General features: G+C 56.3%; 21 protein-coding genes, 1 other RNA gene and 1 pseudogene. 12 read left to right on the forward strand and 11 right to left on the reverse strand.

Features of this window, described 5'->3' with window-relative positions; genetic code table 11:
* Positions 1–29: 29 nt before the first annotated feature.
* From AB4O09_RS26615 to AB4O09_RS26625, 3 genes are read right to left on the reverse strand one after another with little or no spacing between them, the layout of a single operon-like run.
* The gene (locus AB4O09_RS26615) at positions 30–332 is read right to left on the reverse strand and encodes an RnfH family protein (RefSeq protein ID WP_003197669.1); all 303 of its coding nucleotides are present in this window, start codon (positions 330–332) and stop codon (positions 30–32) included.
* On the reverse strand, positions 329–772 hold the full coding sequence (locus AB4O09_RS26620; protein ID WP_060613304.1) for a type II toxin-antitoxin system RatA family toxin: 444 nt from the start codon (positions 770–772) through the stop codon (positions 329–331). The genes AB4O09_RS26615 and AB4O09_RS26620 overlap by 4 nt, the downstream gene beginning before the upstream one ends.
* A gap of 7 nt (positions 773–779) precedes the next feature.
* Positions 780–2,183 carry a sodium-dependent transporter gene (locus AB4O09_RS26625; protein ID WP_038856078.1) on the reverse strand — a complete coding sequence of 468 codons (1,404 nt, stop codon included), beginning with the start codon at positions 2,181–2,183 and terminating at the stop codon, positions 780–782.
* A gap of 118 nt (positions 2,184–2,301) precedes the next feature.
* Here AB4O09_RS26625 and smpB point away from each other — a divergent pair, with 118 nt between their 5' ends.
* Positions 2,302–2,784: an SsrA-binding protein SmpB gene (gene smpB / locus AB4O09_RS26630; protein ID WP_003197663.1), complete on the forward strand. Its 483-nt coding sequence runs from the start codon at positions 2,302–2,304 to the stop codon at positions 2,782–2,784.
* A gap of 118 nt (positions 2,785–2,902) precedes the next feature.
* Here smpB and AB4O09_RS26635 read toward each other — a convergent pair whose 3' ends face one another.
* On the reverse strand, positions 2,903–3,670 hold the full coding sequence (locus AB4O09_RS26635; RefSeq protein WP_003197662.1) for an FCD domain-containing protein: 768 nt from the start codon (positions 3,668–3,670) through the stop codon (positions 2,903–2,905).
* Between the two features lie 262 nt (positions 3,671–3,932).
* Here AB4O09_RS26635 and AB4O09_RS26640 point away from each other — a divergent pair, with 262 nt between their 5' ends.
* The 9 genes from AB4O09_RS26640 to AB4O09_RS26680 all read left to right on the forward strand — a co-directional run bounded on the left by AB4O09_RS26640 (position 3,933) and on the right by AB4O09_RS26680 (position 14,464).
* Positions 3,933–5,627, forward strand: coding sequence for a lactate permease LctP family transporter (locus AB4O09_RS26640; RefSeq protein WP_003197659.1), 1,695 nt, complete (start codon positions 3,933–3,935; stop codon positions 5,625–5,627).
* A 150-nt stretch (positions 5,628–5,777) separates the two neighbouring features.
* Positions 5,778–6,602 (forward strand): (Fe-S)-binding protein, encoded by an 825-nt coding sequence (locus AB4O09_RS26645; RefSeq protein WP_003197656.1) that lies wholly within the window; start codon positions 5,778–5,780, stop codon positions 6,600–6,602.
* Complete coding sequence (locus AB4O09_RS26650; protein ID WP_003197654.1) at positions 6,599–8,056, forward strand: LutB/LldF family L-lactate oxidation iron-sulfur protein; 1,458 nt, start codon at positions 6,599–6,601, stop codon at positions 8,054–8,056. Before AB4O09_RS26645 ends, AB4O09_RS26650 begins: the two co-directional genes overlap by 4 nt.
* Complete coding sequence (locus tag AB4O09_RS26655) at positions 8,053–8,724, forward strand: LutC/YkgG family protein (RefSeq protein WP_027911991.1); 672 nt, start codon at positions 8,053–8,055, stop codon at positions 8,722–8,724. Before AB4O09_RS26650 ends, AB4O09_RS26655 begins: the two co-directional genes overlap by 4 nt.
* A complete protein-coding gene (locus AB4O09_RS26660) occupies positions 8,721–11,588 on the forward strand; it encodes an FAD-binding and (Fe-S)-binding domain-containing protein (protein ID WP_460107681.1) in 2,868 nt (955 codons plus the stop codon). Before AB4O09_RS26655 ends, AB4O09_RS26660 begins: the two co-directional genes overlap by 4 nt.
* 96 nt (positions 11,589–11,684) lie before the next feature.
* On the forward strand, positions 11,685–11,975 hold the full coding sequence (locus tag AB4O09_RS26665) for a hypothetical protein (RefSeq protein WP_003197648.1): 291 nt from the start codon (positions 11,685–11,687) through the stop codon (positions 11,973–11,975).
* Positions 11,976–12,071: 96 nt separating this feature from the next.
* Positions 12,072–12,467, forward strand: a transfer-messenger RNA (tmRNA) gene (gene ssrA / locus AB4O09_RS26670).
* A gap of 246 nt (positions 12,468–12,713) precedes the next feature.
* Positions 12,714–12,962, forward strand: coding sequence for a helix-turn-helix transcriptional regulator (locus tag AB4O09_RS26675; protein WP_460107683.1), 249 nt, complete (start codon positions 12,714–12,716; stop codon positions 12,960–12,962).
* Between the two features lie 113 nt (positions 12,963–13,075).
* The gene (locus AB4O09_RS26680; RefSeq protein WP_460107685.1) at positions 13,076–14,464 is read left to right on the forward strand and encodes a YfjI family protein; all 1,389 of its coding nucleotides are present in this window, start codon (positions 13,076–13,078) and stop codon (positions 14,462–14,464) included.
* A gap of 656 nt (positions 14,465–15,120) precedes the next feature.
* Here AB4O09_RS26680 and AB4O09_RS26685 read toward each other — a convergent pair.
* The 3 genes from AB4O09_RS26685 to AB4O09_RS26695 are packed head-to-tail and all read right to left on the reverse strand — an operon-like array spanning position 15,121 to position 18,065.
* On the reverse strand, positions 15,121–15,627 hold the full coding sequence (locus AB4O09_RS26685) for a hypothetical protein (RefSeq protein WP_431495522.1): 507 nt from the start codon (positions 15,625–15,627) through the stop codon (positions 15,121–15,123).
* Positions 15,628–15,669: 42 nt separating this feature from the next.
* Positions 15,670–16,845: a beta family protein gene (locus AB4O09_RS26690; RefSeq protein ID WP_460107688.1), complete on the reverse strand. Its 1,176-nt coding sequence runs from the start codon at positions 16,843–16,845 to the stop codon at positions 15,670–15,672.
* Between the two features lie 8 nt (positions 16,846–16,853).
* Positions 16,854–18,065: an ImmA/IrrE family metallo-endopeptidase gene (locus AB4O09_RS26695; protein WP_460107691.1), complete on the reverse strand. Its 1,212-nt coding sequence runs from the start codon at positions 18,063–18,065 to the stop codon at positions 16,854–16,856.
* Positions 18,066–19,541: 1,476 nt separating this feature from the next.
* Between AB4O09_RS26695 and AB4O09_RS26700 the strand changes: the two genes are divergently transcribed.
* On the forward strand, positions 19,542–19,946 hold the full coding sequence (locus AB4O09_RS26700) for a hypothetical protein (RefSeq protein WP_460107693.1): 405 nt from the start codon (positions 19,542–19,544) through the stop codon (positions 19,944–19,946).
* Between the two features lie 57 nt (positions 19,947–20,003).
* On the opposite strand, the pseudogene AB4O09_RS26705 reads toward AB4O09_RS26700, so the two are convergent.
* The 4 genes and pseudogenes from AB4O09_RS26705 to AB4O09_RS26720 form a co-directional block, all read right to left on the reverse strand.
* Positions 20,004–20,153: pseudogene (locus AB4O09_RS26705) on the reverse strand (recombinase family protein); the annotation flags it as partial.
* A 184-nt stretch (positions 20,154–20,337) separates the two neighbouring features.
* Entirely contained in the window at positions 20,338–20,871 is a 534-nt protein-coding gene (locus tag AB4O09_RS26710; RefSeq protein ID WP_336353903.1) for a hypothetical protein, read from the reverse strand.
* A 193-nt stretch (positions 20,872–21,064) separates the two neighbouring features.
* Complete coding sequence (locus AB4O09_RS26715; RefSeq protein WP_460107696.1) at positions 21,065–21,682, reverse strand: recombinase family protein; 618 nt, start codon at positions 21,680–21,682, stop codon at positions 21,065–21,067.
* Positions 21,683–21,848: 166 nt separating this feature from the next.
* Positions 21,849–22,541, reverse strand: a complete 693-nt coding sequence (locus AB4O09_RS26720; RefSeq protein WP_460107699.1) for a hypothetical protein — start codon at positions 22,539–22,541, stop codon at positions 21,849–21,851.
* A 285-nt stretch (positions 22,542–22,826) separates the two neighbouring features.
* Here AB4O09_RS26720 and AB4O09_RS26725 point away from each other — a divergent pair, with 285 nt between their 5' ends.
* Positions 22,827–23,192 (forward strand): hypothetical protein, encoded by a 366-nt coding sequence (locus AB4O09_RS26725; RefSeq protein ID WP_460107702.1) that lies wholly within the window; start codon positions 22,827–22,829, stop codon positions 23,190–23,192.
* Positions 23,193–23,498: the final 306 nt, after the last annotated feature.

Consider the following 23,498-nt stretch of genomic DNA (forward strand, 5'->3'; position numbering starts at 1 on the left):
GTTTTTTATTGCCTGCCATTCAAGCCAGGTTATTGCTCCGATTGGCGTGCCTGGGCAGCCTTGGCCGCGCGCAGGCGCCGAATTTCCTTCGGATCGGCCAACAACGGGCGATAAATCTCCAGTCGATCGGCCGCCTGCACCACCTGATGCTCTGGATCGGCAACCAGCTTGCCAAAAATCCCCACCGGGCAAGTCGCCAGATCCAGCTCTGGAAACACATCGGCAATGCCCGATGCCGCCAGTGCGGCGCGAACACTCGCGCCCTCCTGCACCACGCAGGTGCGCAAGACCTGACGCTCCGTCGAGGCATACACCACTTCTATCTCAATCAACGCTTGAGCTCTGCATTCTGCTTGGCCCGCTGGCAGAACGCATCGACCAGGGTATTGGCGGCTTGATTGAACAGCGGCCCCAACGTCGCCCGCACCAGAGGACCGGCGTAGTCGAACGACAGGTCCAGGCTGATCTTGCAGGCCTTTTCACCCAGCGCCTTGAACACCCAGACACCGTGGAGCTGGTTGAAAGGCCCTTCTTCCAGATTCATCTCGATGGACTGTCCCGGCACCAGCGTATTGCGCGTAACGAAGCGCTGGCTCAAGCCGCTCTTGGCAATGTTGAGGCTGGCGCGCATATGGGTTTCAGAGCTCTCCAGCACCTCGGCCGACGAGCACCACGGCAAGAACTGCGGGTAGCTCGCCACATCGTTGACCAGGTCATACAGCGCCTGCGCCGGATAGGGCAGCAAGGCCGAGCGTTGAATATGTGTCGTCATGTAAGCGTCACTTCCACAGCTGGGCGGCAAACACTACGAGAATGCCGATGGGCGCCACGTAGCGCATCAAGAACAGGCTCAAACCAAACAATACCGGGCTGCGCAGCGACAATTCATCACGCACCGCTTCACGCCCCATGATCCATCCTGCAAACACTACGAAACACAAACCACCCAATGGCAGCATGATCCGTGAGGTGAAGAAATCAATCACGCCGAAGAAATCCAGCCCTCCGATTGCGCCCCATTGGTAGAGATGGAATAGCCCGTCTTCGTTCACGAAAAACTTCGCTTGCTTCCATATATTGAAGGAAAACACCGTGCCCAGGCCGACAAACCAGCAGGTGAAGGCCAACCAGAAGGTTACCCAGGCGCGGCTGAGCCGGGTCCGTTCAACCAGGTAAGCCACCATGGGTTCCAACAGGGAGATGGCCGAACTCCAGGCTGCGATGGCCACCAGGAGGAAAAACACCACGCCCATCACTTGGCCGAACGCCATGCTGCCGAAGGCAAAAGGCAGGCTGACAAACATCAGCCCCGGCCCCTCACTGGGGTTCAGGCCGGCGGCGAACACAATCGGAAACAATGCCACCCCCGCCAACAGCGACACGAAGGTATCCAACAGCGCGACACCGACAACGGTCCGGGTCAGGGATGCATTCTTGGGCATGTAGGCGCCATAGATCATGATCGAACCGACCCCGACGCTCAGGGAGAAAAACGCATGCCCCATGGCCGGCAGCAGGCCATCCAGGACTTTCTCCGGCTGGAAGTCGAACATGAAATGCACGCCTTCCATGAAATGCCCGGTGGTCATGCTGTAGCCCAGCAGCACCAGGATCATCACGAACAGCAACGGCATCATGATCCGCAGGCTGCGCTCAAGCCCGGCAACCACTCCCCGGGCAATCACCACCGCCGAGAGCACCATGAAAATCGTGTGCCAGAGGGTCAGCCTCCAGGGATCGGCAATCACATTGCCGAAGTAGGCGCCTACCTGATCAGGCGTCACACCCTGAAAATCCCCACGCCCCATGTCGATGATGTAGTCCAGCGACCAACCGCCGACCACGCTATAGAAAGACAGAATCAACAGCGCCGTGATCATCCCGGCGAAGGCGCCCCACGACCACTTGGGCGAGTGCCCCGCCGCCACCGCCAACACCTTCAAGGCATTGGCCGGGCTTTGCCGGGCCCGACGACCGATCAGGGTTTCGGCCAGCATTACCGGCGCGCCGATGAGCGCGATGCACGCCAGGAACATCAGTACGAAGGCACCGCCACCGTAGACGCCGACCATGTAGGGGAATTTCCAGATACTGCCCAACCCCACCGCAGAACCGGTTGCAGCGAATATAAAAACCCAGCGGCTAGCCCAACTGCCGTGGACAGAAACCTTGTCTGTCGACATCGTGATCACGCCCAAGCATTCAAAAAAGAGGCCGCATTGTCCGGGATTCACTCAACGTGCTCAAGCACGCTGCTTCACCGTAGCCGACACGCACGCAACTGCCTATAATGCCGCCCCTATGGCTAAACAGAAGAAACACCCCACAGGGACCATCGCGCAAAATAAAAAGGCGCGACACGATTACTTCATCGAACAACGTTTCGAGGCTGGCATGGTCCTGGCCGGCTGGGAAGTAAAGAGCCTGCGTGCCGGCAAGGCGCAACTGGTCGACAGCTACGTGCTGCTCAAGGACGGCGAGGCTTGGCTGCTGGGCAGCCATTTCACGCCGCTGACCACCGCCAGCACCCACGTGATCGCCGACCCGACGCGCTCGCGCAAGCTGCTGCTCAACAAGCGCGAGCTGGAAAAACTCTTCGCCTCCGTGCAGCAGAAGGGTTACACCTGCGTCTGCACGTCGTTGTACTGGAGCAAGCACTTGATCAAGTGCGAGATTGCCCTGGGCAAGGGCAAGAAGGAATACGACAAGCGCGATACCGAACGCGAACGCGATGCCGGCCGCGAGCTGCAGCGCGCGGTGCGCAACAAGGGCAAGGAAGACTAGCCCGGGATCAACTGTGGGAGCCGAGCTTGCTCGCGATGGCGTCGACACATCCGGCAGCGATGTGTCAGACAGACCGCTTTCGCGAGCAAGCTCGCTCCCACAGGGTCCACAGGCGCGATTACATCCCTTTACGCCGCTCCGCCCGCGCCACGCGCTGCACTTCCTGACGCACCTCTTCCAGAACCTCCTGCACATACAAGATGTGCCGGCTTGACACTTCCCGCGCCTGTTCGGCGTGCCCGCCCATGATCGCCTGGTACAACTCCCGGTGCTGGCTGATCAACATGTCGCGGGTTTCACTGCGTTGCTTGTACATGCCGCCGATGTTGGTCACCACATTGCGCTTGAGCAGGTCGAACAAGCCGCGGATGGTATGCAGCAACACCGCGTTATGACTGGCCTCGGCAATCGCCAGGTGAAACCGGGCATCCGCCGCGCCCTCCTCCGCCCGGCTCACCTCGTCGTGGCGCGAGTAACAGTCCTGCAGCTCGTCGAATGCCGCCGTCAGCCGCTCGCGGTCTACATCCGTGGCCCGCTGCGCCGCGTAATAAGCACAGGACGCTTCCAGGGTGTGACGAAACTCAAGCAAGTCGCGCTGCGCTTCGGGATTGCTTTCCAACAATTGCAGCAGTGGATCACTGAACGTCGAGCCCAGCGACTCCACCACATAGTTGCCGCCGCCCTGGCGACTGACCAACAAGCCTTTGGCCGCCAGCTTCTGGATCGCCTCGCGCAACGAAGGGCGTGACACACCGAACTGCTCAGCCAGGGTCCGTTCGGCCGGCAGCCGCTCACCGGACTTGAGCGTGCCCTCAAGGATCATGCCTTCAAGCCGCTCGACAATATCGTCAGACAAACGGCGCTGACGAATCTGATCAAACCCCATAACTCAATTCTCCACGATCCCGACGGCTCGCCGGGCTCTCTATTCTGGACCATCCGGGCCTTGTCCACACCCATCAAAGCCGTTTTGCACAACCGGATCAGATGCGCTCTGCACCGCTTATTCGACGAAAGTTTCAGGGCGGCAAATTGACACATGACAACCAAGGCTTTTACCCTAGCCAACAGCGATTGTAAATTGGTATTACCAATTAACCAAACCCGCTGGCAGTGCCTGACCAACAACAATTAGGGGCCCACCCATTATGCAAACCTGGCAACAGCTCTACAGCCCGCTCGGCAGCCTCGGCTTGTCCGCACTCGCGGCCGTCATTCCCATCGTATTTTTCTTCCTGGCCCTGGCGGTGTTTCGCCTCAAGGGGCATGTGGCCGGCAGCATCACCCTGGCCCTGGCGATTGCCGTGGCGATTTTCGCGTTCAATATGCCTGCCGACATGGCCTTCGCAGCCGCCGGCTATGGTTTTGCCTACGGTCTGTGGCCCATCGCCTGGATCATCGTCGCCGCCGTATTCCTCTACAAACTGACAGTCAAGAGCGGCCAGTTCGAGGTGATTCGCAGCTCGGTGCTGTCGATTACCGATGACCAACGCCTGCAAGTGCTGTTGATCGGCTTTTGCTTCGGCGCATTTTTGGAAGGTGCCGCCGGTTTCGGTGCCCCGGTGGCGATCACTGCCGCCCTGCTGGTCGGCCTGGGCTTCAACCCCCTGTACGCCGCCGGCCTGTGCCTGATCGCCAACACCGCCCCGGTCGCGTTCGGTGCGTTGGGCATTCCGATCATCGTGGCCGGTCAGGTCACCGGGATCGACGCCTTCAAGATCGGCGCCATGACCGGTCGTCAGCTGCCACTGCTGTCGCTGTTCGTGCCGTTCTGGCTGGTGTTCATGATGGACGGCCTGCGCGGCGTGCGGGAAACCTGGCCAGCAGCACTGGTGGCAGGCCTGAGCTTCGCCATCACCCAGTACTTCACCTCCAACTTCATTGGCCCGGAACTGCCGGACATCACCTCCGCCCTGGCCAGCCTGATTTCCCTGACGCTGTTCCTGAAAGTCTGGCAGCCCAAGCGTACCGCTGGCGCCCAGATTGCCGGCGCCACCTCCAGCACCACGGTCACCGCCAGCGCCGGTGGTTTCGGCCAACCGCGCAGCACCGTCGCTTCGCCCTACAGCCTGGGGGAAATCATCAAGGCCTGGTCGCCGTTCCTGATCCTGACCGTATTGGTGACGATCTGGACCCTCAAGCCGTTCAAGGCGATGTTCGCCGCTGGCGGCTCGATGTACGGCTGGGTGTTCAACTTCGCCATCCCGCACCTGGACCAGATGGTGATCAAGGTCGCGCCCATCGTGATCAACCCCACTGCCATTCCGGCCGTGTTCAAGCTTGATCCGATTTCCGCCACCGGCACGGCGATTTTCTTCTCCGCATTGATCTCGATGCTGGTGCTGAAGATCAATATCAAAACTGGTCTTACCACTTTTAAAGAGACGCTTTTCGAGCTGCGCTGGCCGATCCTGTCCATCGGCATGGTGTTGGCATTCGCGTTCGTCACCAACTACTCGGGCATGTCGTCGACCATGGCCCTGGTGCTGGCCGGCACGGGCGCGGCGTTCCCGTTCTTCTCGCCGTTCCTGGGTTGGCTGGGTGTGTTCCTGACCGGTTCCGATACGTCGTCCAACGCCCTGTTCAGCTCGCTGCAAGCCACCACCGCGCACCAGCTCGGCGTCAACGACACCTTGCTCGTCGCGGCCAACACCAGCGGCGGCGTGACCGGCAAGATGATTTCGCCACAATCGATCGCGGTGGCCTGCGCGGCGACCGGGCTGGTGGGCAAGGAATCGGATCTGTTCCGTTTCACCCTCAAACACAGCCTATTCTTTGCAACGATTGTCGGCCTGATCACGTTGGCCCAGGCCTACTGGTTTACCGGCATGCTGGTTCATTAAGTCCTACACGCAATACTGAAAAAACCGACGCCGAACCGTGATTCGGCGTCTGCTATTCACCACCGGGTCTGCAAGGCTGCTGAAAGATTTCCTGTCTATATTCAGCAGCCTCAGCGGACGGATAACCGGGACCACCCGGAGACACGCCTGATGAGCGAGCTTTTTTACAACGCCGTGCCGAACGCGACCCGTGTCGCCCCGCCATTGCCCGAGCCTCGGCAGTACCCCAGCGAGAAACCGCAAAGGGTCTACCTGTTCGGCACTTGCGTGGTGGACCTGTTCTATCCCGAAGCCGGGATGGATGCGATTCATCTGCTGGAGCGCGAAGGAATCCGGGTGGACTACCCGCAAGGGCAAAGCTGCTGCGGCCAACCGGCCTACACCTCGGGCTACACCGAGCAGGCGCGGACAGTGGCACGGGCGCAGTTGGCCTTGTTTGCCGAAGACTATCCGGTGGTGGTGCCTTCGGGCTCCTGCGCCGGCATGCTGCGCGAGCATTACGCCGACCTGTTCAAGGATGAGCCCGACACGCTCAAACAGGTCCAGGCCCTGGCGGCCCGGACCTATGAACTGGCTGAATTCCTGCTGTTTGTCTGCAAGGTGCAGTTGAACGACAGCGGTGAGCCGGTGAAGGTTGCGCTGCACACCTCCTGCTCGGCACGGCGTGAAATGAACACCCACCTGCACGGCCGCGCGTTGTTGGCGCAGTTACGCAATGTGGAACGAGTCGACCACAGCCACGAAAGCGAATGCTGTGGCTTTGGTGGGACGTTCAGCGTTCGCATGCCGGATATTTCCGGCGCGATGGTGGCCGACAAGACCCGAGCGCTGAAGGAATCCGGCGCGCACAAGGTCATCAGTGCCGATTGTGGCTGCCTGATGAACATCAACGGCGCACTGGAAAAACAGCAGGAGGCGTTACGCGGCCAGCACCTGGCGAGCTTCCTCTGGCAGCGTAGCGGAGGTGTCGCATGAGCACGCCGACGCTGATTCCGACCGTTGAGGTGCAGGAAGATTTTCGCGCCCGAGCCCACAAGGCCCTGGCCGACACGCAACTGCGAAACAACTTTCGCAGCGCGATGGATTCACTGATGACCAAGCGGGCAACGTCCTTCAGCGATGCCCACGAAAGAGAACACCTGCGTGTGCTGGGCAATGCCGTCCGCGCCCGTGCGTTATCGAAGCTGCCCGACCTGCTCGAGCAACTTGAAAGCAACCTGACCCGCAACGGTGTGAACGTGCACTGGGCGGAAACGGTGGACGAAGCCAATGGCATCGTCCTCTCGATCATCCGCGCTCACGAGGCGCGGCAAGTGATCAAGGGCAAATCGATGGTCAGCGAAGAGATGGAGATGAACCATTTCCTCGAGGCTCGGGACATTGAATGTCTTGAGTCCGACATGGGGGAATACATCGTCCAGCTCGACCACGAGAAGCCTTCACACATCATTATGCCGGCGATCCACAAGAATGCCGGTCAGGTCGCGTCCTTGTTCCACGACAAACTCGGCGTGGAGTACACCAAGGACGTTGACCAACTCATTCAGATCGGTCGCAAGGTATTGCGGCAGAAATTCTTCGAGGCCGACATCGGCGTCTCCGGCGTCAACTTCGCCGTCGCTGAAACCGGCACGCTGCTGCTGGTGGAAAACGAAGGCAACGGGCGGATGTCCACCACCGTGCCGCCGGTGCACATTGCCGTGACCGGCATCGAAAAAGTCGTCGAGAACCTGCGCGACGTCGTGCCGCTGCTGTCGCTGCTGACCCGCTCGGCCCTTGGCCAGCCGATCACCACCTACGTCAACATGATCTCCGGCCCGCGCAAGCCTGACGAACTGGACGGCCCCCGGGAAGTCCATCTGGTCCTGCTCGACAACGGTCGCAGCCAGGCGTTTGCCGATAGCGAATTGCGCCAGACGCTGAACTGCATCCGCTGTGGCGCCTGTATGAATCATTGCCCGGTCTATACCCGAATCGGCGGTCATGCCTACGGCGAGGTTTACCCGGGACCTATCGGAAAAATCATCACGCCGCACATGGTCGGCCTGGCCAAGGTGCCGGACCATCCGAGCGCCTCTTCGCTGTGCGGTGCCTGCGGTGAAGTGTGTCCGGTGAAGATTCCGATCCCGGCTTTGCTGCGGCGGCTGCGGGAAGAAAACGTCAAGGCGCCGGACAGCCCCCATCAGGTGATGCGCGGCCAGGGCAGCAAATACTCGCCCAAGGAACGCTTCATCTGGAACGCCTGGGCTCGACTCAACAGTTCGCCACGGTTGTATCGGCTGTTCGGGTTCCTCGCCACGCGCCTGCGCGCCCTGACGCCCAACAACGTCGGGCCATGGACCCAGAACCACAGCGCCCCCAAACCCGCCGCCCGCTCATTGCATGACCTGGCCCGCGAACACCTGAACCAGCAGGGAGACCGCCGATGAGCGCCAAGGACAATATCCTCGCCAAGCTGCGTAAAAGTCTGACCGGCGCCACGCCCGTTGCCGACAACTTCGACGTCGAGCTGGTGACGCAGACCTACCGCTATGCGCCCGAAGAACGTATCCCGCAATTGCGCAAGCTGATGGAGGCGGTGCACACCGAAATCCACCTGACGTCCGAGGAAGGCTGGCCGACCCTGCTCGCGCAATTGCTGCGCGACCGTCAATTGCCGAGCCTGCTCATCGCCCCGACCACCGCGCACGGGGAAAAAATCACAAAATTCTGGGCGAACAATCCGGACCTGCCAACCCTCAAGGCTTACGACCGCCCGGTAGAAGAGTGGAAAGCCGAGTTGTTCAACGACACCCCCGCCAGCCTGACCGGAACCCTTGGCGCCATCGCCGCCACCGGCAGCCTGATTCTCTGGCCAACCCGGGAAGAGCCTCGACTGATGAGCCTGGTCCCACCGGTGCATTTCGCCCTGCTCAAGGCCAGCGAAATCCGTGACAACTTCTATGAAGTGCAGCAGGAATTCGAGTGGGCCCAAGGCATGCCCACCAATGCCCTGCTGGTATCGGGCCCGTCGAAAACCGCCGACATCGAGCAAGTCCTGGCCTATGGCGCCCATGGTCCGAAGGATCTGGTTGTTTTGATTCTGGAGGACCAATGACCCTTCCGGCCCCTTTTCTACACGACGTCCAACAACTGATCCCGCAGAAACGCCGTTTCGACGATCCGCTGTCGACTTTGGCCTTCGGCACCGACGCCAGTTTCTATCGGCTGATTCCGAAACTGGTGGTACGCGTCGAATCCGAAGATGAAGTGATTGCTTTGCTGAAACTGGCCCAACGCGACCAGGTCCCGGTCACCTTCCGCGCCGCCGGCACCAGCCTGTCCGGGCAAGCCATCAGCGACTCGGTGCTGATTGTGCTCGGGGATAACTGGAACGGGCGCGAGATTCGTGAACAGGGCACGCAGATCCGTTTGCAGCCCGGCGTGATCGGCGCCCAGGCCAACGCCTGGCTGGCGCCGTTCGGGCGCAAGATCGGCCCAGATCCGGCGTCGATCAACGCCTGCAAAATCGGCGGCATCGTCGCCAACAACGCCAGCGGCATGTGCTGCGGCACAGCGCAGAACACCTATCACACCCTGGCCGGCATTCGCCTGGTACTGGCCGACGGCACGCGCCTGGATACCGAAGACGACAGCAGCGTGGCGGCTTTTCGTACAAGCCACGGCGAACTGCTGGAACGCCTCGCGACTCTGGGCCGCGAGACCCGCGCCAACACTGAATTGGCTGCGCGAATTCGGCATAAATATCGTCTGAAAAATACCACCGGCCTGTCACTCAATGCCCTGGTGGACTTCGATGAGCCTGTGGATATCTTGAGCCACCTGCTGGTCGGCTCCGAAGGCACTCTCGGCTTCATCAGTGCGGTGACCTACAACACCGTCATCGACCACCCGAACAAAGCCTCGGCCCTGATCGTCTTTCCCGATGTGGAAACCTGCTGCAACGCCGTCACCGTGCTGAAAAACCAGCCAGTCTCGGCCGTGGAGCTGCTGGACCGCCGCAGCCTGCGCTCGGTGCAGGACAAACCGGGCATGCCGGATTTCGTACAGCATCTGTCGATCAATGCCTGCGCCTTGCTGATCGAATCCCGCGCTGCCTCTTCATCTTTACTGCAAGAGCAACTGGCCCGGATCATGGCCTCGCTGGCCGGTTTCCCGGTGGAAAAACAGGTCGACTTTACCGAGGACCCAAGGGAAAACGCCCGGCTCTGGGCGATCCGCAAAGACACCTTCCCGGCCGTGGGTGCGGTGCGCAAAACCGGGACCACGGTGATCATCGAAGACGTGACCTTTCCGGTGGAACAACTGGCCATTGGCGTACACCGCCTGATCGAGTTGTTCGACAAACATCACTACGACGAAGCGATCCTTTTCGGACACGCGCTGGAAGGCAATCTGCACTTCGTCTTCACCCAAGGCTTCAACAACCCTGAAGAAGTCGCACGCTACCAGGCGTTCATGGATGACGTGGCGCAGTTGGTGGCGGTGGAGTTCGGCGGCTCGCTGAAAGCCGAACACGGCACCGGGCGCAACATGGCACCGTTCGTCGAACTGGAATGGGGCAGTGACGCCTATCAATTGATGTGGCAGCTCAAACGCCTGCTCGATCCCAACGGCATCCTCAACCCGGACGTGGTGCTCAGCGAAGACCCGCAGATCCACCTCAAACACCTCAAACCGCTGCCGGCCGCCGATGAGATTGTGGATAAGTGCATCGAGTGCGGTTTCTGCGAACCGGTGTGTCCGTCCAAGGACCTGACCTTGAGCCCGCGCCAGCGCATCGTGATCTGGCGGGATATCCAAGCCAAGAAACGCGCCGGCACGGACACCACCGAACTGGAGCGTGCCTACCAATACCAGGGCATCGATACCTGTGCCGCCACGGGCCTGTGTGCACAACGTTGCCCGGTAGGCATCAATACCGGCGAACTGGTGAAAAAACTGCGCAGCCGTGACGCAACAAAGACGAAAACCGCCAACTGGATTGAAGGAAATTTCGCCACCACATTGCAAGGCGCACGCTTCGCCCTCCACGTCGTCAACGGTGCGCGCATGCTGCTGGGCGCGCCCCGCCTGGCGAAACTGTCGGCCTCGTTGACGCGGCTGTCCAAAGGCCAAGTCCCACAGTGGACCAACGCCATGCCCCAGCCGGAAAAGGCCATCCGTTTCAGCCCCGCCGTGTCGGACGAACGGCCGAGAGTCGTGTACCTGGCGGCGTGCGTGTCGCGGGTCATGGGCCCGGCGGCAGCGGACAAGGAGCAGATGTCGCTGTACGACAAGACCCGCGGCCTGCTGGAAAAGGCCGGTTATCAGGTGGTCTTTCCAGACAATGTGGACAGCCTCTGCTGCGGCCAACCCTTTGCCTCCAAAGGCTACACCGAACAGGCCGAGCACAAGCGCCAGGAACTGATCGGCGCCCTGCTGCACGCCAGTCGCGGCGGGCTCGACCCCATCTACTGTGACACCAGCCCCTGCACATTGCGGCTGGTCCAGGACCTTGGCGACGTGCGCCTGGACCTGTATGACCCGGTGCGCTTCATCCGTACCCACTTGATGGATCGGCTCGACTTCATTCCCCAGGAGGCGCCCATCGCCGTGCACGTCACGTGCAGCACGCAGCACCTTGGCGAAAGCCAGGCGCTGATCGACCTGGCGCGCAAGTGCAGTAAAAACGTGGTCATCCCGGAAGGCATCCATTGTTGCGGTTTCGCCGGCGACAAGGGCTTCTCCACGCCAGAGCTGAACGCCCACTCGCTGCGCTCACTGAAGGACGCGGTACAGCATTGCAGCGAAGGGATTTCCACCAGCCGCACCTGTGAGATCGGTCTTACCCAACACGGCGCAATTGACTACCACGGGTTGGTGTATCTGGTGGACCGTGTCACCCGCTCCAAGCCCGTCAACGGTGAGGACCTTGCGATGGGACTCGAAGAAAAATCGAATTCCTGCGCGTCGCTGTAGTCACTTGAATAGGCCCGGCTGCGCTGGGCCATCCACTGACTCGGCCTGGCCGCCACTGTCCAGCGGCACCGAGACCATACGTTCAAGGAGATACACATGAAGCGCACCGCACTTGCTGGCTTGTTCATTTCCGCTGCGATGTTGGCCTCTCCGGTGTTTGCAGATAGCCAGGCAGACCTTTGCCAAATAAATCTGCAAAAAATCAAGGACGCCAAGGTCAGCAGCGAGCAAATGAGTGAAAGCATGAAGTCTGACATCGATGCCACTGTCCAACAGGCCACCGCTGCCAAGGCCAAAGGTACCGAGCAAGGCACGAAGGAATGCATCTCGCTGACCACCCAAGCTCTTCAGAAACTGCAGAACAACACCAAAGGCGATCAGCAGTAATGTCGCGTCCGGCCAACCTTCGGGTTGGCCTCAGTCGCGGATTGGCGTACACTGCAAATGCCTGCCACTCCTCCAGCTTCATGGAGCGACAGGTTCGGGGCCGTTTAGGATTCGACGCCGGTTGCGAAACTTTAGGTGCATGCCGAGTTGGTAACAGAACTCGTAAATCCACTGTTGCAACTTCTATAGTTGCCAATGACGAAAACTACGGCCAGGAATTCGCTATCGCTGCGTAAGCAGCCTTAGACCTGAGCTTCTGGTACCTTCGGGTCCAGCAATCATTAGGGGATGTCTGTAAACCCAAAGTGATTGTCATATAGAACAGAATCGCCGTGCAGTACGTTGTGGACGAAGCGGCTAAAACTTACACAACTCGCCCAAAGCACCCTGCCCGTCGGGTCGCTGAGGGTTAACTTAATAGACACGGCTACGCATGTAGTACCGACAGCGGAGTACTGGCGGACGGGGGTTCAAATCCCCCCGGCTCCACCAAATAAGTTAAACAAATCAGGCACTTAGCGTTTATCGCAAGTGCCTTTTTTGTGCCTGAATGGGTGGTTTTGGCTCGGTTATGCCAGCTTTATGACAGCCTGCTTACCCGTGAAGCCTATCCTTGGCTGTCGCCTTTGCCTCAACAACCGACAAAACGTTTTCCGTCGTTTTTCCGGTTTGAAAACGCGCCACAGCGGTCTGTCAGGGGTATTAAATCTGTGTCGGCTTACACACAGAGACCCACACATGCCGACACATGCCCCCAAGAGATACCTGATCAGTCACACCTCTCTGCAGCACTGCTTTGACAAGAGCCGCTCCGGCCTCGAAAAGCTGCGCGAAACCGATCCCAGCTTCCCGCGCCCCATCAAATTTGGCCCGAGCAAACAGGCTGGCGTTTACTTCGTCGTCACGGAGGTGGAGGCCTGGCTGGAGAGTAAGATCAGCGAACGCGATGGCGTCACTCAGGATCTCTTCAAGAGAGATGAACAATGACCACACACGAGCAGATCACGCCATTCTTGGCAGAAATGCCCGAACCGGCACGTGCCTCATATCTGAGCCCAGGAATTGCGCCAAAGCCACTCCCGTGTGAATTAACGAGGGTCATGCCCTGGCATGACGAGCTACTGCCAGCCGATCTGCGGGAATATGTGCGTGATGTCGCTGAACGCACCCAGTGCCCGCCAGATTTTATTGGAGTCGCACTCGTGGTCGCTGTCAGCGCCGTGGTCGGGCGCAAATTTACCATCCACCCGAAACAGCACGATGATTGGATAGTCGTTCCCAACCAGTGGGGCGTCATCATCGGTCGGCCATCAGCGATGAAATCGCCAGCACTCAAACAGGCACTTCGTCCACTGCATACCCTGGAATCCAGGGCGCGAGAACAGTACGGCCTGGCTGAGGCCGAGCACAAGGCCTGCAGCGAGCTGCTCGAAATGGAGCGCAACGCCGCCAAGGTCAAGGCAAAAAAACTTCTCGGTAGCGGCGACAAGAACGCGGCTTTGGCGGAACTGAACAGACTTTCCAGCGACATGCAGGCTCCAGTCCTGCGCCGGTACATCATCAACGACTCAACTGTCGAGAAACTCGGCGAGCTGCTTAACGAAAACCCGAACGGCCTGCTGCTCGTGCGTGACGAGCTGGGGGGTTGGCTGGCGACGATACAGAGTGAGGACGGTTCTGTTGCGCGAGCGTTCTACCTGGAATGTTTCGATGGCAACGGCTCATTCACCTACGACCGCATTGGGCGCGGCACCATTTTCATTGAGTCATGCTGTTTATCCTTGATCGGCGGCATTCAACCGTCACGAATCGCATCGCTGGTGCGCGCCGCAATCAGCGGAGAATTGGATGACGGCCTGATTCAGCGCCTGCAACTCGCCGTTTATCCCGACGATGTCCGCGAATGGCGTCTGGTGGACCGCTGGCCGAACAAAGCCGCCACTGAGCGCGTGGATTGGGTTATAGAGCAACTCGACCAAATACCCGATGAGCCTAGTTCTGCACTCAGGTTCAGCCCGGAGGCACAGGAGATATTTAACGCTTGGTATACCCGTCACATGCAGGAAAGCCGGAGGGAAGAATTACATCCAGCATTGCAATCCCACTTCCTAAAAATGCCGCAGACCATTGCCGGATTAGCACTTCTATTCGAGCTTATCGGCGGAGGGCAGCAAGTGGTCAGTGCAGAGGCTGCTACCCGAGCAATTGGCTGGGCAGCCTATCTGATGAGCCATGCACAGCGGTTGTACGGTGCAGCAATTAACGCCCCACTACTAGGGGCCCGGTTGCTCCTGGAGCGTCAGCAGAAATTACCCGAGCCGTTTACCGCACGAGAGGTGCGCCAGAAGGACTGGACGGGATTGGGCTCGCAGGACGCCGTGAATAATGCGCTCGCAATTCTGGTTGAACACGACTTCATCGTTGGCTACGAGGTTGCCGGTGAGAAAGGTGGCCGCCCATCGACGCGATATGTCTGGCGAAATACATAGCCTCGTCCCAGCTTATTTACTCAAAAGGACGGTAGGTCGACCTACAAAACCTACGAAACTTGGTTCTGTAGGTTTCGTAGGTAGCCCCTCCATGGTTGGGAGGAATAATCTGCACTCTTATTGTTTACACGAATTCCACAGGCAAAAATATAAATTTGCCAGCGGCGACTAACGGCCGATTCTGTTGAAAAAGTCGGTCTGCCCAAACTGCCTGATCATTGACTGGTGAAAACGCCTTTTTTGCACGCTGCTACGTAAAATTCGAGTCTGGAAGCCTCTGCCAAAAGTAAAGATTTCAATCTCGGACGCGTATTTTTTGATGCGCAAACCATGGCCGACTTTTTCAACAGAATCGGCCAGGAGCAGTCACTCAGTGTCTACAAAACCAGGAGCGATTCAGCCCTCGGCACCGAGCAAGATGGTGTCGATGCGGATTATCACAACGGGTCTATAGCGCATCTGAGGATGCCGATTTGAATAGAGAAGGCTTAGAGCTGGACATCACCGAAATCGACCGCATGGCCTATTCGGACCAGATCCTTTCAGGATTTCACGATCATTCATTATCATTCCCATGCTGAAAACCGTCAGTTGGCCACGGGCATCCTTCAGGACTAATTTACGCCCCCCTTAATTGGTGCCTATGCAGATGGCCCTTAAGAAACCGTACGACGCTTTTTGATGTAATTTTCAATAATGATCACTAATTCTTTATTTCTGGCCAACTCATGTCGCCTCCCCATCCGCTGTAAAAAAATCTGCATAGCAACGACTGCCAGGAAAACGAACGGAAGATAAAATAGATACGTAACGTAATTTGCAAGCAAAAGAAATAGAGACCCCATGAACACAAAGGTAGCGGTGAGAGTAGTAGAGTTATCGACCTGAGATGACAGCCTTTCATTGTGGATTTTTAAAAAATGAACGACCTCCTCCCATTGACCCACACTGACTTCCTTATTTCTCAATCGCGGTATGTCATCAAGCTCCGTCTCAAAAACCCTGTAAAAATCCATCTCTTCATCAAAGTACTCTTCAGCTCTCGGCGACTCCGAGACTAAAATAATCTCACGCCATTTTGGCTTTTTCGGCCAGGTCTCAGCAATAAACTCCGCACGTTTTGTACCATAGCGAGTAATGACATCTTCAAATATAGTTTTCATTAGTACTTGGATCTGATGGCTGGAGGTGACTATAGTGTACTGTTATCGCTGATGCAGAACTGACCCTGCTGCCGACTTGACGTCGTTCCCTACCCGAGCAGCGATGGCCGCAAGTTGTGTAGCAAACTCAAAAATCTCTGTAGTTACGTATTTCAAATGATGACTGGTATCATAGGCGATCCAGTTTGTAGAGTTACCTATCAATTTACCTACGCTACATTGCTTAATCATGGCATCACCCCAACTAAAATTAGGGTGCTTATAATGAACAGATTGCACAACATCGACTGCGAGCTTTTGACTTTGAGCAAAGCCGTCATCACCCTGCACCGAATGGCCGCGCACTACATAAAATCCGTTGTTTATGGTGTGCCGAATCTTGACGTTCATATGAGGTGCGATATTGTCTGAGGAACGGGGATTTCGTACCCCGTAATCACCGAAATACAGTGACGCAGTAGGATTTGCCGATAAAAAACCTTTCCAGACAATCATCTCTTTACGGTGAATGATTCCACTTGAATCGCGTTCCTTTACCGCTTTTTCAATGGAGTCTGGGATCGAGCTCGCACTCATTATAACGGTGCTAAAACCAAGGCTTTTCATGTGACTATACGCAGTTTCAACAGTCTCCATGAGCTCTTGCATCGGAATCTTTGTCACATCTCCAATGTCGATAAGTACAGGCGTCTGCTCCTCGTTAATACCTGTCGTTAGAATCATATCTTCGACAATTTCGTCAAGGTGATCCAGATCCCCTAAATCTTCAATTGCCAAACTATCTAACCGAATGCAAAAAACTGCGGTTTCAGCGAGTACGATTGATCTTATAGTCTCTCGATACTCCGCTGATTCCCATCGGTCATAACCGATCAGTGGGCAGACGATTACCCCCAGATCTTTGAGGCTTTGGCATACATAGCTAAGAACCTGCTCTCCGCCTTCAGTCGTAAAGCTGGTTGGCCATTGGGAGACATCCAGGAAAACACGCTTGCCTCTGAATATTTCAGCGATTTTATGCGCACGCGCGTCGAGATACTCTTCATACGGGGTGGAGCTATTTTTCTTAGCTACTTCTAACGATCTGCCTTCAAGCTTGGTAATTTCAAATATTGGAGTGCATCGGGACAATGAAGCCTTATCTAGTTTTTTGAAATACGTCAGTGCTTCTAGCTCGCCGCCTTTTGCTCGAACAATAGGATAATACTGATTGTTCATTTTTCACCTCATGGATTTAGAAGTTGAGACCGGACCATGCCCTGGCCGATAAGGTCAGTAAACTGATTATAGTTACCAGCCTCTTTCCTGAGGCGCCCAGCTACAATAGCTGGGTGAATCTTCAACTCTCTAGCGAGTGCAATAATTGTCTCTCTGCTTGGCTTTAGGTACGCATCGGTGCGCTTCCACATAGACCTAGGGATGAATGAGTCTCTTGCTATCCTATTAGCCTCAGATTCTCGCTTGTCGGTGCTGGGGTGCTCCAGGTCATCAAGAATAGCTTCATTGGTGTCGTCGATATGCTTCCACACATGAACCAGCTCATGCACTAAGGTAAACCAAAAATTATCGATCCTGTCATACCTGAGCGTCAAAGCTATGATGGGTGTTCCATCTAACTCTTTCAGCGCTGCACCATCAAGCATGGTACCTTTTAGTTGAGGTTCGATCACAACAGCAATACCATGATTTTTGAGCAAATCTATTGCCATTCGAGGGCCGTCCTCAAATCGGCTAAGCTGAACAACCTGCTTGATCAATGCATCTCCGATTTTTTGCTGGTCATATTCCGGAAGTTGATCTTTAATTTCTCGGCTCTTTTGTATGACCCTCGCAAGCCACGCATATAGCGCATGTGTAGTAGTAGGCGTGGCTGAATCGCCGGAAAGCGTACGACGGAATGCGACTCCACTCTCCTGCAAGCCCATATCACTAATAAAGCCTTGAACCATTTCCTCAACGGTCTTCTTTGCTTTACTCGTAATATTGTCAATCCAGCCCCTGGCGACCATTTCTTTGATAGGAAATTTGGCCCAGTCTACCGTTGCTTTAGAATGGCTATTTTCAACCTCATCTAGTCCGACTAAGGTGTCAGCCGATATACCTAGGCCTATCGCTAACGACCTTATCATTGGAACCGTTAGCGGCCGCTTCCTTGCTAAGACTTCGGATACTCTGCTACGAGTTCCAAAATAAGGAACCAAATCTGCTTGCTTCAAACCTTTTTCAGCCATCCGAAAGAGAATAGCATCAATGGGGTCAGGTGCTTCTACTGGGTATTTTTGCTTTTCGTAATCTTCAATCAGTACTGAAAGCAACTCTAGCCGATCACTTTCTTCCGAGCCGAGAGTTGGAGTTGAAACAATTAGTGAGTGCACTTCATTGAAGTATTCGAGGTATTGCTCCTCAGTTTTAATGATTTTTAGATTAAGCATGTTCATAGTTTCTTCACTATCGCAGTGATGATTGCAATACCTTGAGCAAACGCGACCTTTAGTTCTAGGAGCATGCTTGATTCGCAGATAGAGAATAGAAAGGTATCTTCGGCAGTGGCAAAGGCAGTCGGGTACTGTTCCAGTATCTCAGCTGGGACCTTCCACCCAGCATGGCTAACCTCGCTTACCCAAACGCTCAGCCACCTCCTGATTTGCTCGCTTTCCTCTTGAAGAGGCGGCAGCTTTTCTCTACCAAGCAGTCTCATAATCGTCGCTATGTTCCCAATTTGGTAACAAATTATCCCATCGCCTGCATGAGGTCAACAAAATGTTCCCAAATCGTGAACAACCAGATGCGTGCGCGCGACGCGGTGCGTTCGGACAATGCATTTCACTTATAGAGATGACCCTGAGCGACCTGCCAGGATGGGAAGTCTTGGGCGATGGCGCCAATCGCTTAAGCGTTAGCAACGGGGGCCGAGCTCGCAAAAGTGCAAAGTGGATGAGCCTCAGCTTCTGGCCGATATCTACCTATCGATCTATGCTGCAATCAAGGACGCAGCCGTCGTCGTCATCTGTTGCACATTCGTTGAACACACCCTTTCCCTCAGCGAGTAGGTCGTCATCTATCGACCATTTGTTGTCACACTGCGCGCCTGACGAATGCCTTCAGACCCTCTGTTGTCATCCGTCGTCGATCCGCCGCTGTCATACGACACATTGTAACTGTGAAAGCCCCTTAGTCCCGGGACTGTAGCGACGACACTTCCTCGATACCCCTTACCTGGACGACGACACCCCTTTACAACACCCCTTAACCTGCACAAGACGCCCTGAAAAACCTGCACCCCAGCAACCATGCGGGTTGCAGCAGCAACACCTCTTCACGACACCCCTTACCTGGGCGACACCACCGCTTTACGACACCCCTTCACCTGTACAAGACACCCTGAAAAACCTGAAACCCAGTAACCATGCGGGCTACAGCGGCAACACCTCTCCACGACACCTCTTCGGCCAAAATCGGCAGATTCTCTCTATGTGAGGTGAACCGTCAGACTCCCATAAGCAATAGAGGTAGTGTGAGCATGCTTTTTTGAAAAACACGTGTCGCGAAGCGGATATGAGCGGTGCGTCGGTTGCCCTCGAATTCAATCAGCCAGGTACCGGCGGCAAGGGATTTGAGGAGGATGAAATCCTTGGGATTGGCACAACGGGTGAGAAGCTGAAGCCAGTGCAAATTTTCAGCCCAGAAGGAGCAAGACATGGACTCGATTGAGCTACTGGTTTATGCGGTCATCGGCGTGGTCGGCACGCTGGGGGTGGCTGCGGTGATTGGCTACAAGGTCGCAGATCATCTCGACAAGAAGCATCACACCGACTGATTTTGCAGCACATCGGCAGATGCGCATGGTGGTGGCTTGGGATTCGCCAGTGCTCGGGTAACGTTCAGACATGTGCCAAGTCCAGCAGGTTCACGTCATGAGCAAAGTTAAGTGCCCGTGCTGCAAGAAGATGATGGTTCCGAAGGTGGTCACCAGCGCGCCGTTCTACATCAATGGAATACCCGTGGGCGGCCGTGACCCGGAGTCGTCCGTATGCCCCTTCTGCCTGTCGCAGAAGTGGATGCTCACCGAACATCAGGCTCAGGCTGCCGGCAAGGCCAATTCCGAGTTCTACGGCATCATGGTTCTCGCCTTGGTGAACATCGTTGCGTTCGCCCGTTTCGGCGAACTGGCGGGCGGTATGACGCTTGCGGTGTCAGTCGCAAGCTTCTCCTGCGCGCCAGAATTATCAGGGCATTGCTACGGCACCTGGGCCGTTAGACGAGCCAGCGCATTCCAGGCGACCGGAATGCTACCCAGGCGACGAATACAGCCTGGGTAGAATTCGTAAAGGATGTCACTGCTGCTCGACAGTGCGCAAAACTGCGTCGCTACTTGATCATTTCATCGCGGATTTAAGCGCTGTGGTGGTACTGAACCCTGCATGGCGAGCGGTTGCCCTAATGCCCTGGCCAGCGCCAAGCAGCTCACTAACGCGCTCATGCAGCCCCTTTTCAGGCGGACCGTTGTAAACACCTGAAAATTTTGCCCCTCCTAAGGGGAAGGTTGGCAGTTCGAACCTGCCCTGGGACACCATATAATCTAAGGCTTCCAGCGTTTTTTTGGTTACTCTCTTGCTTCTCATGGGTGCAGAGCGGGTGCAAAAAATGGCTCAGGCATTAAAAAGCCCCACCGAGGCTCAACCTGGTGGGGCTTTTTTGTATCGCACTAAATCAAGGAATGGCGACCGAGAGGCCTGAGTTCGGCCCCGGCGGTAGACCGAGGACTGTGTCTATACCTGTTGACGCACGCAGATCGTCGAGAAGTTGCTGTGGGTGGAATTTTTTTCCGATGATTGCTTCCGACTCTCGCCGGGGATTTTCGGAGTGACGCGCACGATAGGCAATGAGGTAAGGGATATCTTCAGACAACGCTTTTAAGCACAGACCCCTGATGTAAAAGCGATTGAACTCGCCCTCCGCTAGAGTTTGTGGCGCTGTATGCGGGATTAAGGCTTGTGTAAACCCACCGGTGGGCTTCCTGCGACTCTCGTGGCTTTTGAGAAGTCGTCGATCTCGAATCTGACTTTCTAGCCAAGAATCGGTCTGATTTTTGGCTGCTTCCATTAGCGTGTCAGGCCAAACTCGCAATCCTTCCTCATTCAAGCGCTGGCTCGGATAGAGGCTTCCTCTGTCCAAATCAAATGTGACTTCTTGGACCATATTTGCGCGAACATCCGCACCCATGTCCCTGTATTCAAGACCCATGATTACTTCCCTTCATAGTCCATCGCGGGCAATACCTAGCCCTCTTGAGTAAAGGCGTGGCGTCCATCCGCCAGCCTAAACATCGTCCCTGCGTCACCACTCCGGCGCAGTCAATTCGACGCTAGCACTTTGATGGCGCAATCTTCAACAGACGCAGATCAATGCAACTCAGGGAAGTGCTGCAAATCGTCTCCTAAGACGCGGTGGCGTCGCGGATTCTCAATACAGTGGTGGTGGAGCATTTGGCGTGCCGAGCCGTTGCGCGAATCCCCAGGCCGGCGCTGAGCAATTCGGAAACTCTCTTGTGAAGATCCTCGTCAACTGGCCGGCCCTGATATTTGCCGGCAGCTTTCGCTTTCTCGATGCCTTGGGCCTGGCGTTCGCGGCGCTGCTCGTAATCCTTGCGCGCGATCGCGGCCATCATCTCCACCAGCATGGAGTTGATCGCCCCCAACATCCGGCCGGTGAACTCGTCCCCCTTGGTGTCCTGCATTCCTTGGTGGCTGGTCGGCAAGTCGAGCGCGACGATGCGCAAGCCCTTGGAGTCGATCGCAGCCCTGAGCTTCTGCCAATCCTCCACAGGAAGGCGCGAGAGGCGATCTATCGACTCCACCAGCAGGACGTCACCCTTGCGCGCATCTTTGAGCAGGCGCAGCAGCTCAGGCCGATCTGCCGACGCGCCGCTGGCGTTCTCCAGGTACACGCTCGCGATCACCTTGTTGTGGTCGGTGGCGAATTGCTCGAGCGATGCCCGGGCGCGGCCGGCGTCCTGCTCTTCGGTCGATGCTCTGAGGTATGCGCGGATGAACATGAGGTGCTGTCCGTATCAGTTAAGGTGTTCTACTAACACTGTTGCACTTTGAGTGTTACTTATCAAGCGGAGAGGGCAAATAAACCCGAATTTTCGCGTATCAGCTCAGGCATACCCAAAAAACGCCGCAGGTTTGCGAAAACCCACGGCAATACAGCCAGCAAAATTATTTCCCTACGAAGTAGAGCGCCCTGCCCTGATTGAAGATTGCCGCAGGGATCGAGTTTTTCTTCAGCCGCTGGCCAGGGTGGTAGATGTAGATCCACTCAGGCAGGTATTGCGATGCAAGCAGCATGGCTTCCGAAGTCGTCATGTCGTTCTTGTAGGCATCAAGTGCGAACTGGTTGTCACGGATGAAGATCGGCCCGTAGCTGAGTGGCGATTTAAGAAAGCTCGGCGATTTAGCAACCTCATCACTGTATGGAATCGGCCTCTCCGCGTAGCTATCTGACAGGGATGCATAGCCGCGGGCATGGCCATCAGGATATTTGCCCGTCTGCATTGGTAGCTTCGAAAGTCCATTGGCAAAAACCTTCTTACGAGCATCTTCGACCTTACGCAATGTATGAGCAGAGGCCCCGTCCGGCGAGCTTGCCTGGTCAGCGGGCACCCAAGCGACAACCTGAGTTGTGCGCGCCGGATCACTCGACCCACCCAAGAGCATCAAACCCAAGTTAACTGCCTCTGCTGCGCCGCCACTCAAACCTGTAGGTGGAGATGCAAAGCCTACGGCGCTTAATCCAGCATCCCCAAGCACTGCCCCAGAGCGGCCAACAGGGCTAGCTCCATCAGCGGCCCCCGAAAGCTCGATTGGAACGTCCCGCTGCCCGGAAATCCCCATGGAGGTCAGAACATGCATAGCATCCGACCATTTTTCTCTCGGTACATCCTTTGGCTCAGGAAGCGGCACAGTCCTAGCTCCCGGAGTGCCAGAACACCCAACCAGAAGGGCTACTGTCGCTGCCAGCAAACCGATTCGGACCGTTGTTGATTTGTTACCCATAGCTCCACTCCCTGTTTTGATTGCCACAGCTTACGAAGGCCATCAGGAAACCCAATGGCATAAGCCTTGAGCTCCGTAGGCTTGGGATTTCCAGAGCCTGGCATATGGTGTCACGCAACCTCATGCATGCGGAGCAACACCATGGAGTTTCGTCACTTAGGCAATGGACAGACTTTCCCGCCTGTAGCACCGAACGGACGGATTTATGCCGTCCCTGTCCCCCAAGAAAACCAAGTAGAAGTTTTCTGCCTGACATCTGAAGGCATTGTTGGAAGAGGCGTTACGGCCAAGTGGGCTGAGATCAGAGGCTTCTATTACGATGACGAGTCCTGGGAAATCATGCTGCGCAATTACATCGGAAAGGGAATGCGTTTCCGCCGGGGTGTGCCCTGTGGAATCGTCGAAGACGGTTGCGAAACACTCAAAACAAATATCCAAGGGTTCGCAATTCCAGTTTGCGTAATGAACCGCATCGCATACGAGCAGAAAAAACTGCAGCAGACCTGAAGGGCCCTTGAGTTTTACAGAGCTACCAGACTCACATCACGTTGCGGCCCCACCCCTGGCAGGGAGTTTTCCGCCTTTTGATTTCCGTCGCTTTTGTTGCGTGAAAACGAAACACACGCTGAACAGCCGCCCGTAGGCTATCCGTGTAGTTGAAAGGGACACGGATAATGACCAAAAACAAAGTTAACCGCTGCCTGCACAAGCAGGAAACCAGGTCGGAAGACAACGCTTTTCCAGCAAGCCGGGGTCGATTAGTAGTTACGCCCCCCTGCGCGCAATCGCAAATCCTGATCAGTCAGGAATAAC

The sequence above is a fragment of the Pseudomonas sp. H1_F01 genome (assembly GCF_054681425.1).

Coding starts and splice junctions, on each gene's coding strand:
- AB4O09_RS26620 (WP_060613304.1), bottom strand. CDS start 772: ATGACGACACATATTCAACGCTCGGCCTTGCTGCCCTATCCGGCGCAG.
- AB4O09_RS26625 (WP_038856078.1), bottom strand. CDS start 2,183: ATGTCGACAGACAAGGTTTCTGTCCACGGCAGTTGGGCTAGCCGCTGG.
- smpB (WP_003197663.1), top strand. CDS start 2,302: ATGGCTAAACAGAAGAAACACCCCACAGGGACCATCGCGCAAAATAAA.
- AB4O09_RS26635 (WP_003197662.1), bottom strand. CDS start 3,670: ATGGGGTTTGATCAGATTCGTCAGCGCCGTTTGTCTGACGATATTGTC.
- AB4O09_RS26640 (WP_003197659.1), top strand. CDS start 3,933: ATGCAAACCTGGCAACAGCTCTACAGCCCGCTCGGCAGCCTCGGCTTG.
- AB4O09_RS26645 (WP_003197656.1), top strand. CDS start 5,778: ATGAGCGAGCTTTTTTACAACGCCGTGCCGAACGCGACCCGTGTCGCC.
- AB4O09_RS26650 (WP_003197654.1), top strand. CDS start 6,599: ATGAGCACGCCGACGCTGATTCCGACCGTTGAGGTGCAGGAAGATTTT.
- AB4O09_RS26655 (WP_027911991.1), top strand. CDS start 8,053: ATGAGCGCCAAGGACAATATCCTCGCCAAGCTGCGTAAAAGTCTGACC.
- AB4O09_RS26660 (WP_460107681.1), top strand. CDS start 8,721: ATGACCCTTCCGGCCCCTTTTCTACACGACGTCCAACAACTGATCCCG.
- AB4O09_RS26665 (WP_003197648.1), top strand. CDS start 11,685: ATGAAGCGCACCGCACTTGCTGGCTTGTTCATTTCCGCTGCGATGTTG.
- AB4O09_RS26675 (WP_460107683.1), top strand. CDS start 12,714: ATGCCGACACATGCCCCCAAGAGATACCTGATCAGTCACACCTCTCTG.
- AB4O09_RS26680 (WP_460107685.1), top strand. CDS start 13,076: ATGCCCTGGCATGACGAGCTACTGCCAGCCGATCTGCGGGAATATGTG.
- AB4O09_RS26685 (WP_431495522.1), bottom strand. CDS start 15,627: ATGAAAACTATATTTGAAGATGTCATTACTCGCTATGGTACAAAACGT.
- AB4O09_RS26690 (WP_460107688.1), bottom strand. CDS start 16,845: ATGAACAATCAGTATTATCCTATTGTTCGAGCAAAAGGCGGCGAGCTA.
- AB4O09_RS26695 (WP_460107691.1), bottom strand. CDS start 18,065: ATGAACATGCTTAATCTAAAAATCATTAAAACTGAGGAGCAATACCTC.
- AB4O09_RS26700 (WP_460107693.1), top strand. CDS start 19,542: ATGAGCAAAGTTAAGTGCCCGTGCTGCAAGAAGATGATGGTTCCGAAG.
- AB4O09_RS26710 (WP_336353903.1), bottom strand. CDS start 20,871: ATGGGTCTTGAATACAGGGACATGGGTGCGGATGTTCGCGCAAATATG.
- AB4O09_RS26715 (WP_460107696.1), bottom strand. CDS start 21,682: ATGTTCATCCGCGCATACCTCAGAGCATCGACCGAAGAGCAGGACGCC.
- AB4O09_RS26720 (WP_460107699.1), bottom strand. CDS start 22,541: ATGCATGTTCTGACCTCCATGGGGATTTCCGGGCAGCGGGACGTTCCA.
- AB4O09_RS26725 (WP_460107702.1), top strand. CDS start 22,827: ATGGAGTTTCGTCACTTAGGCAATGGACAGACTTTCCCGCCTGTAGCA.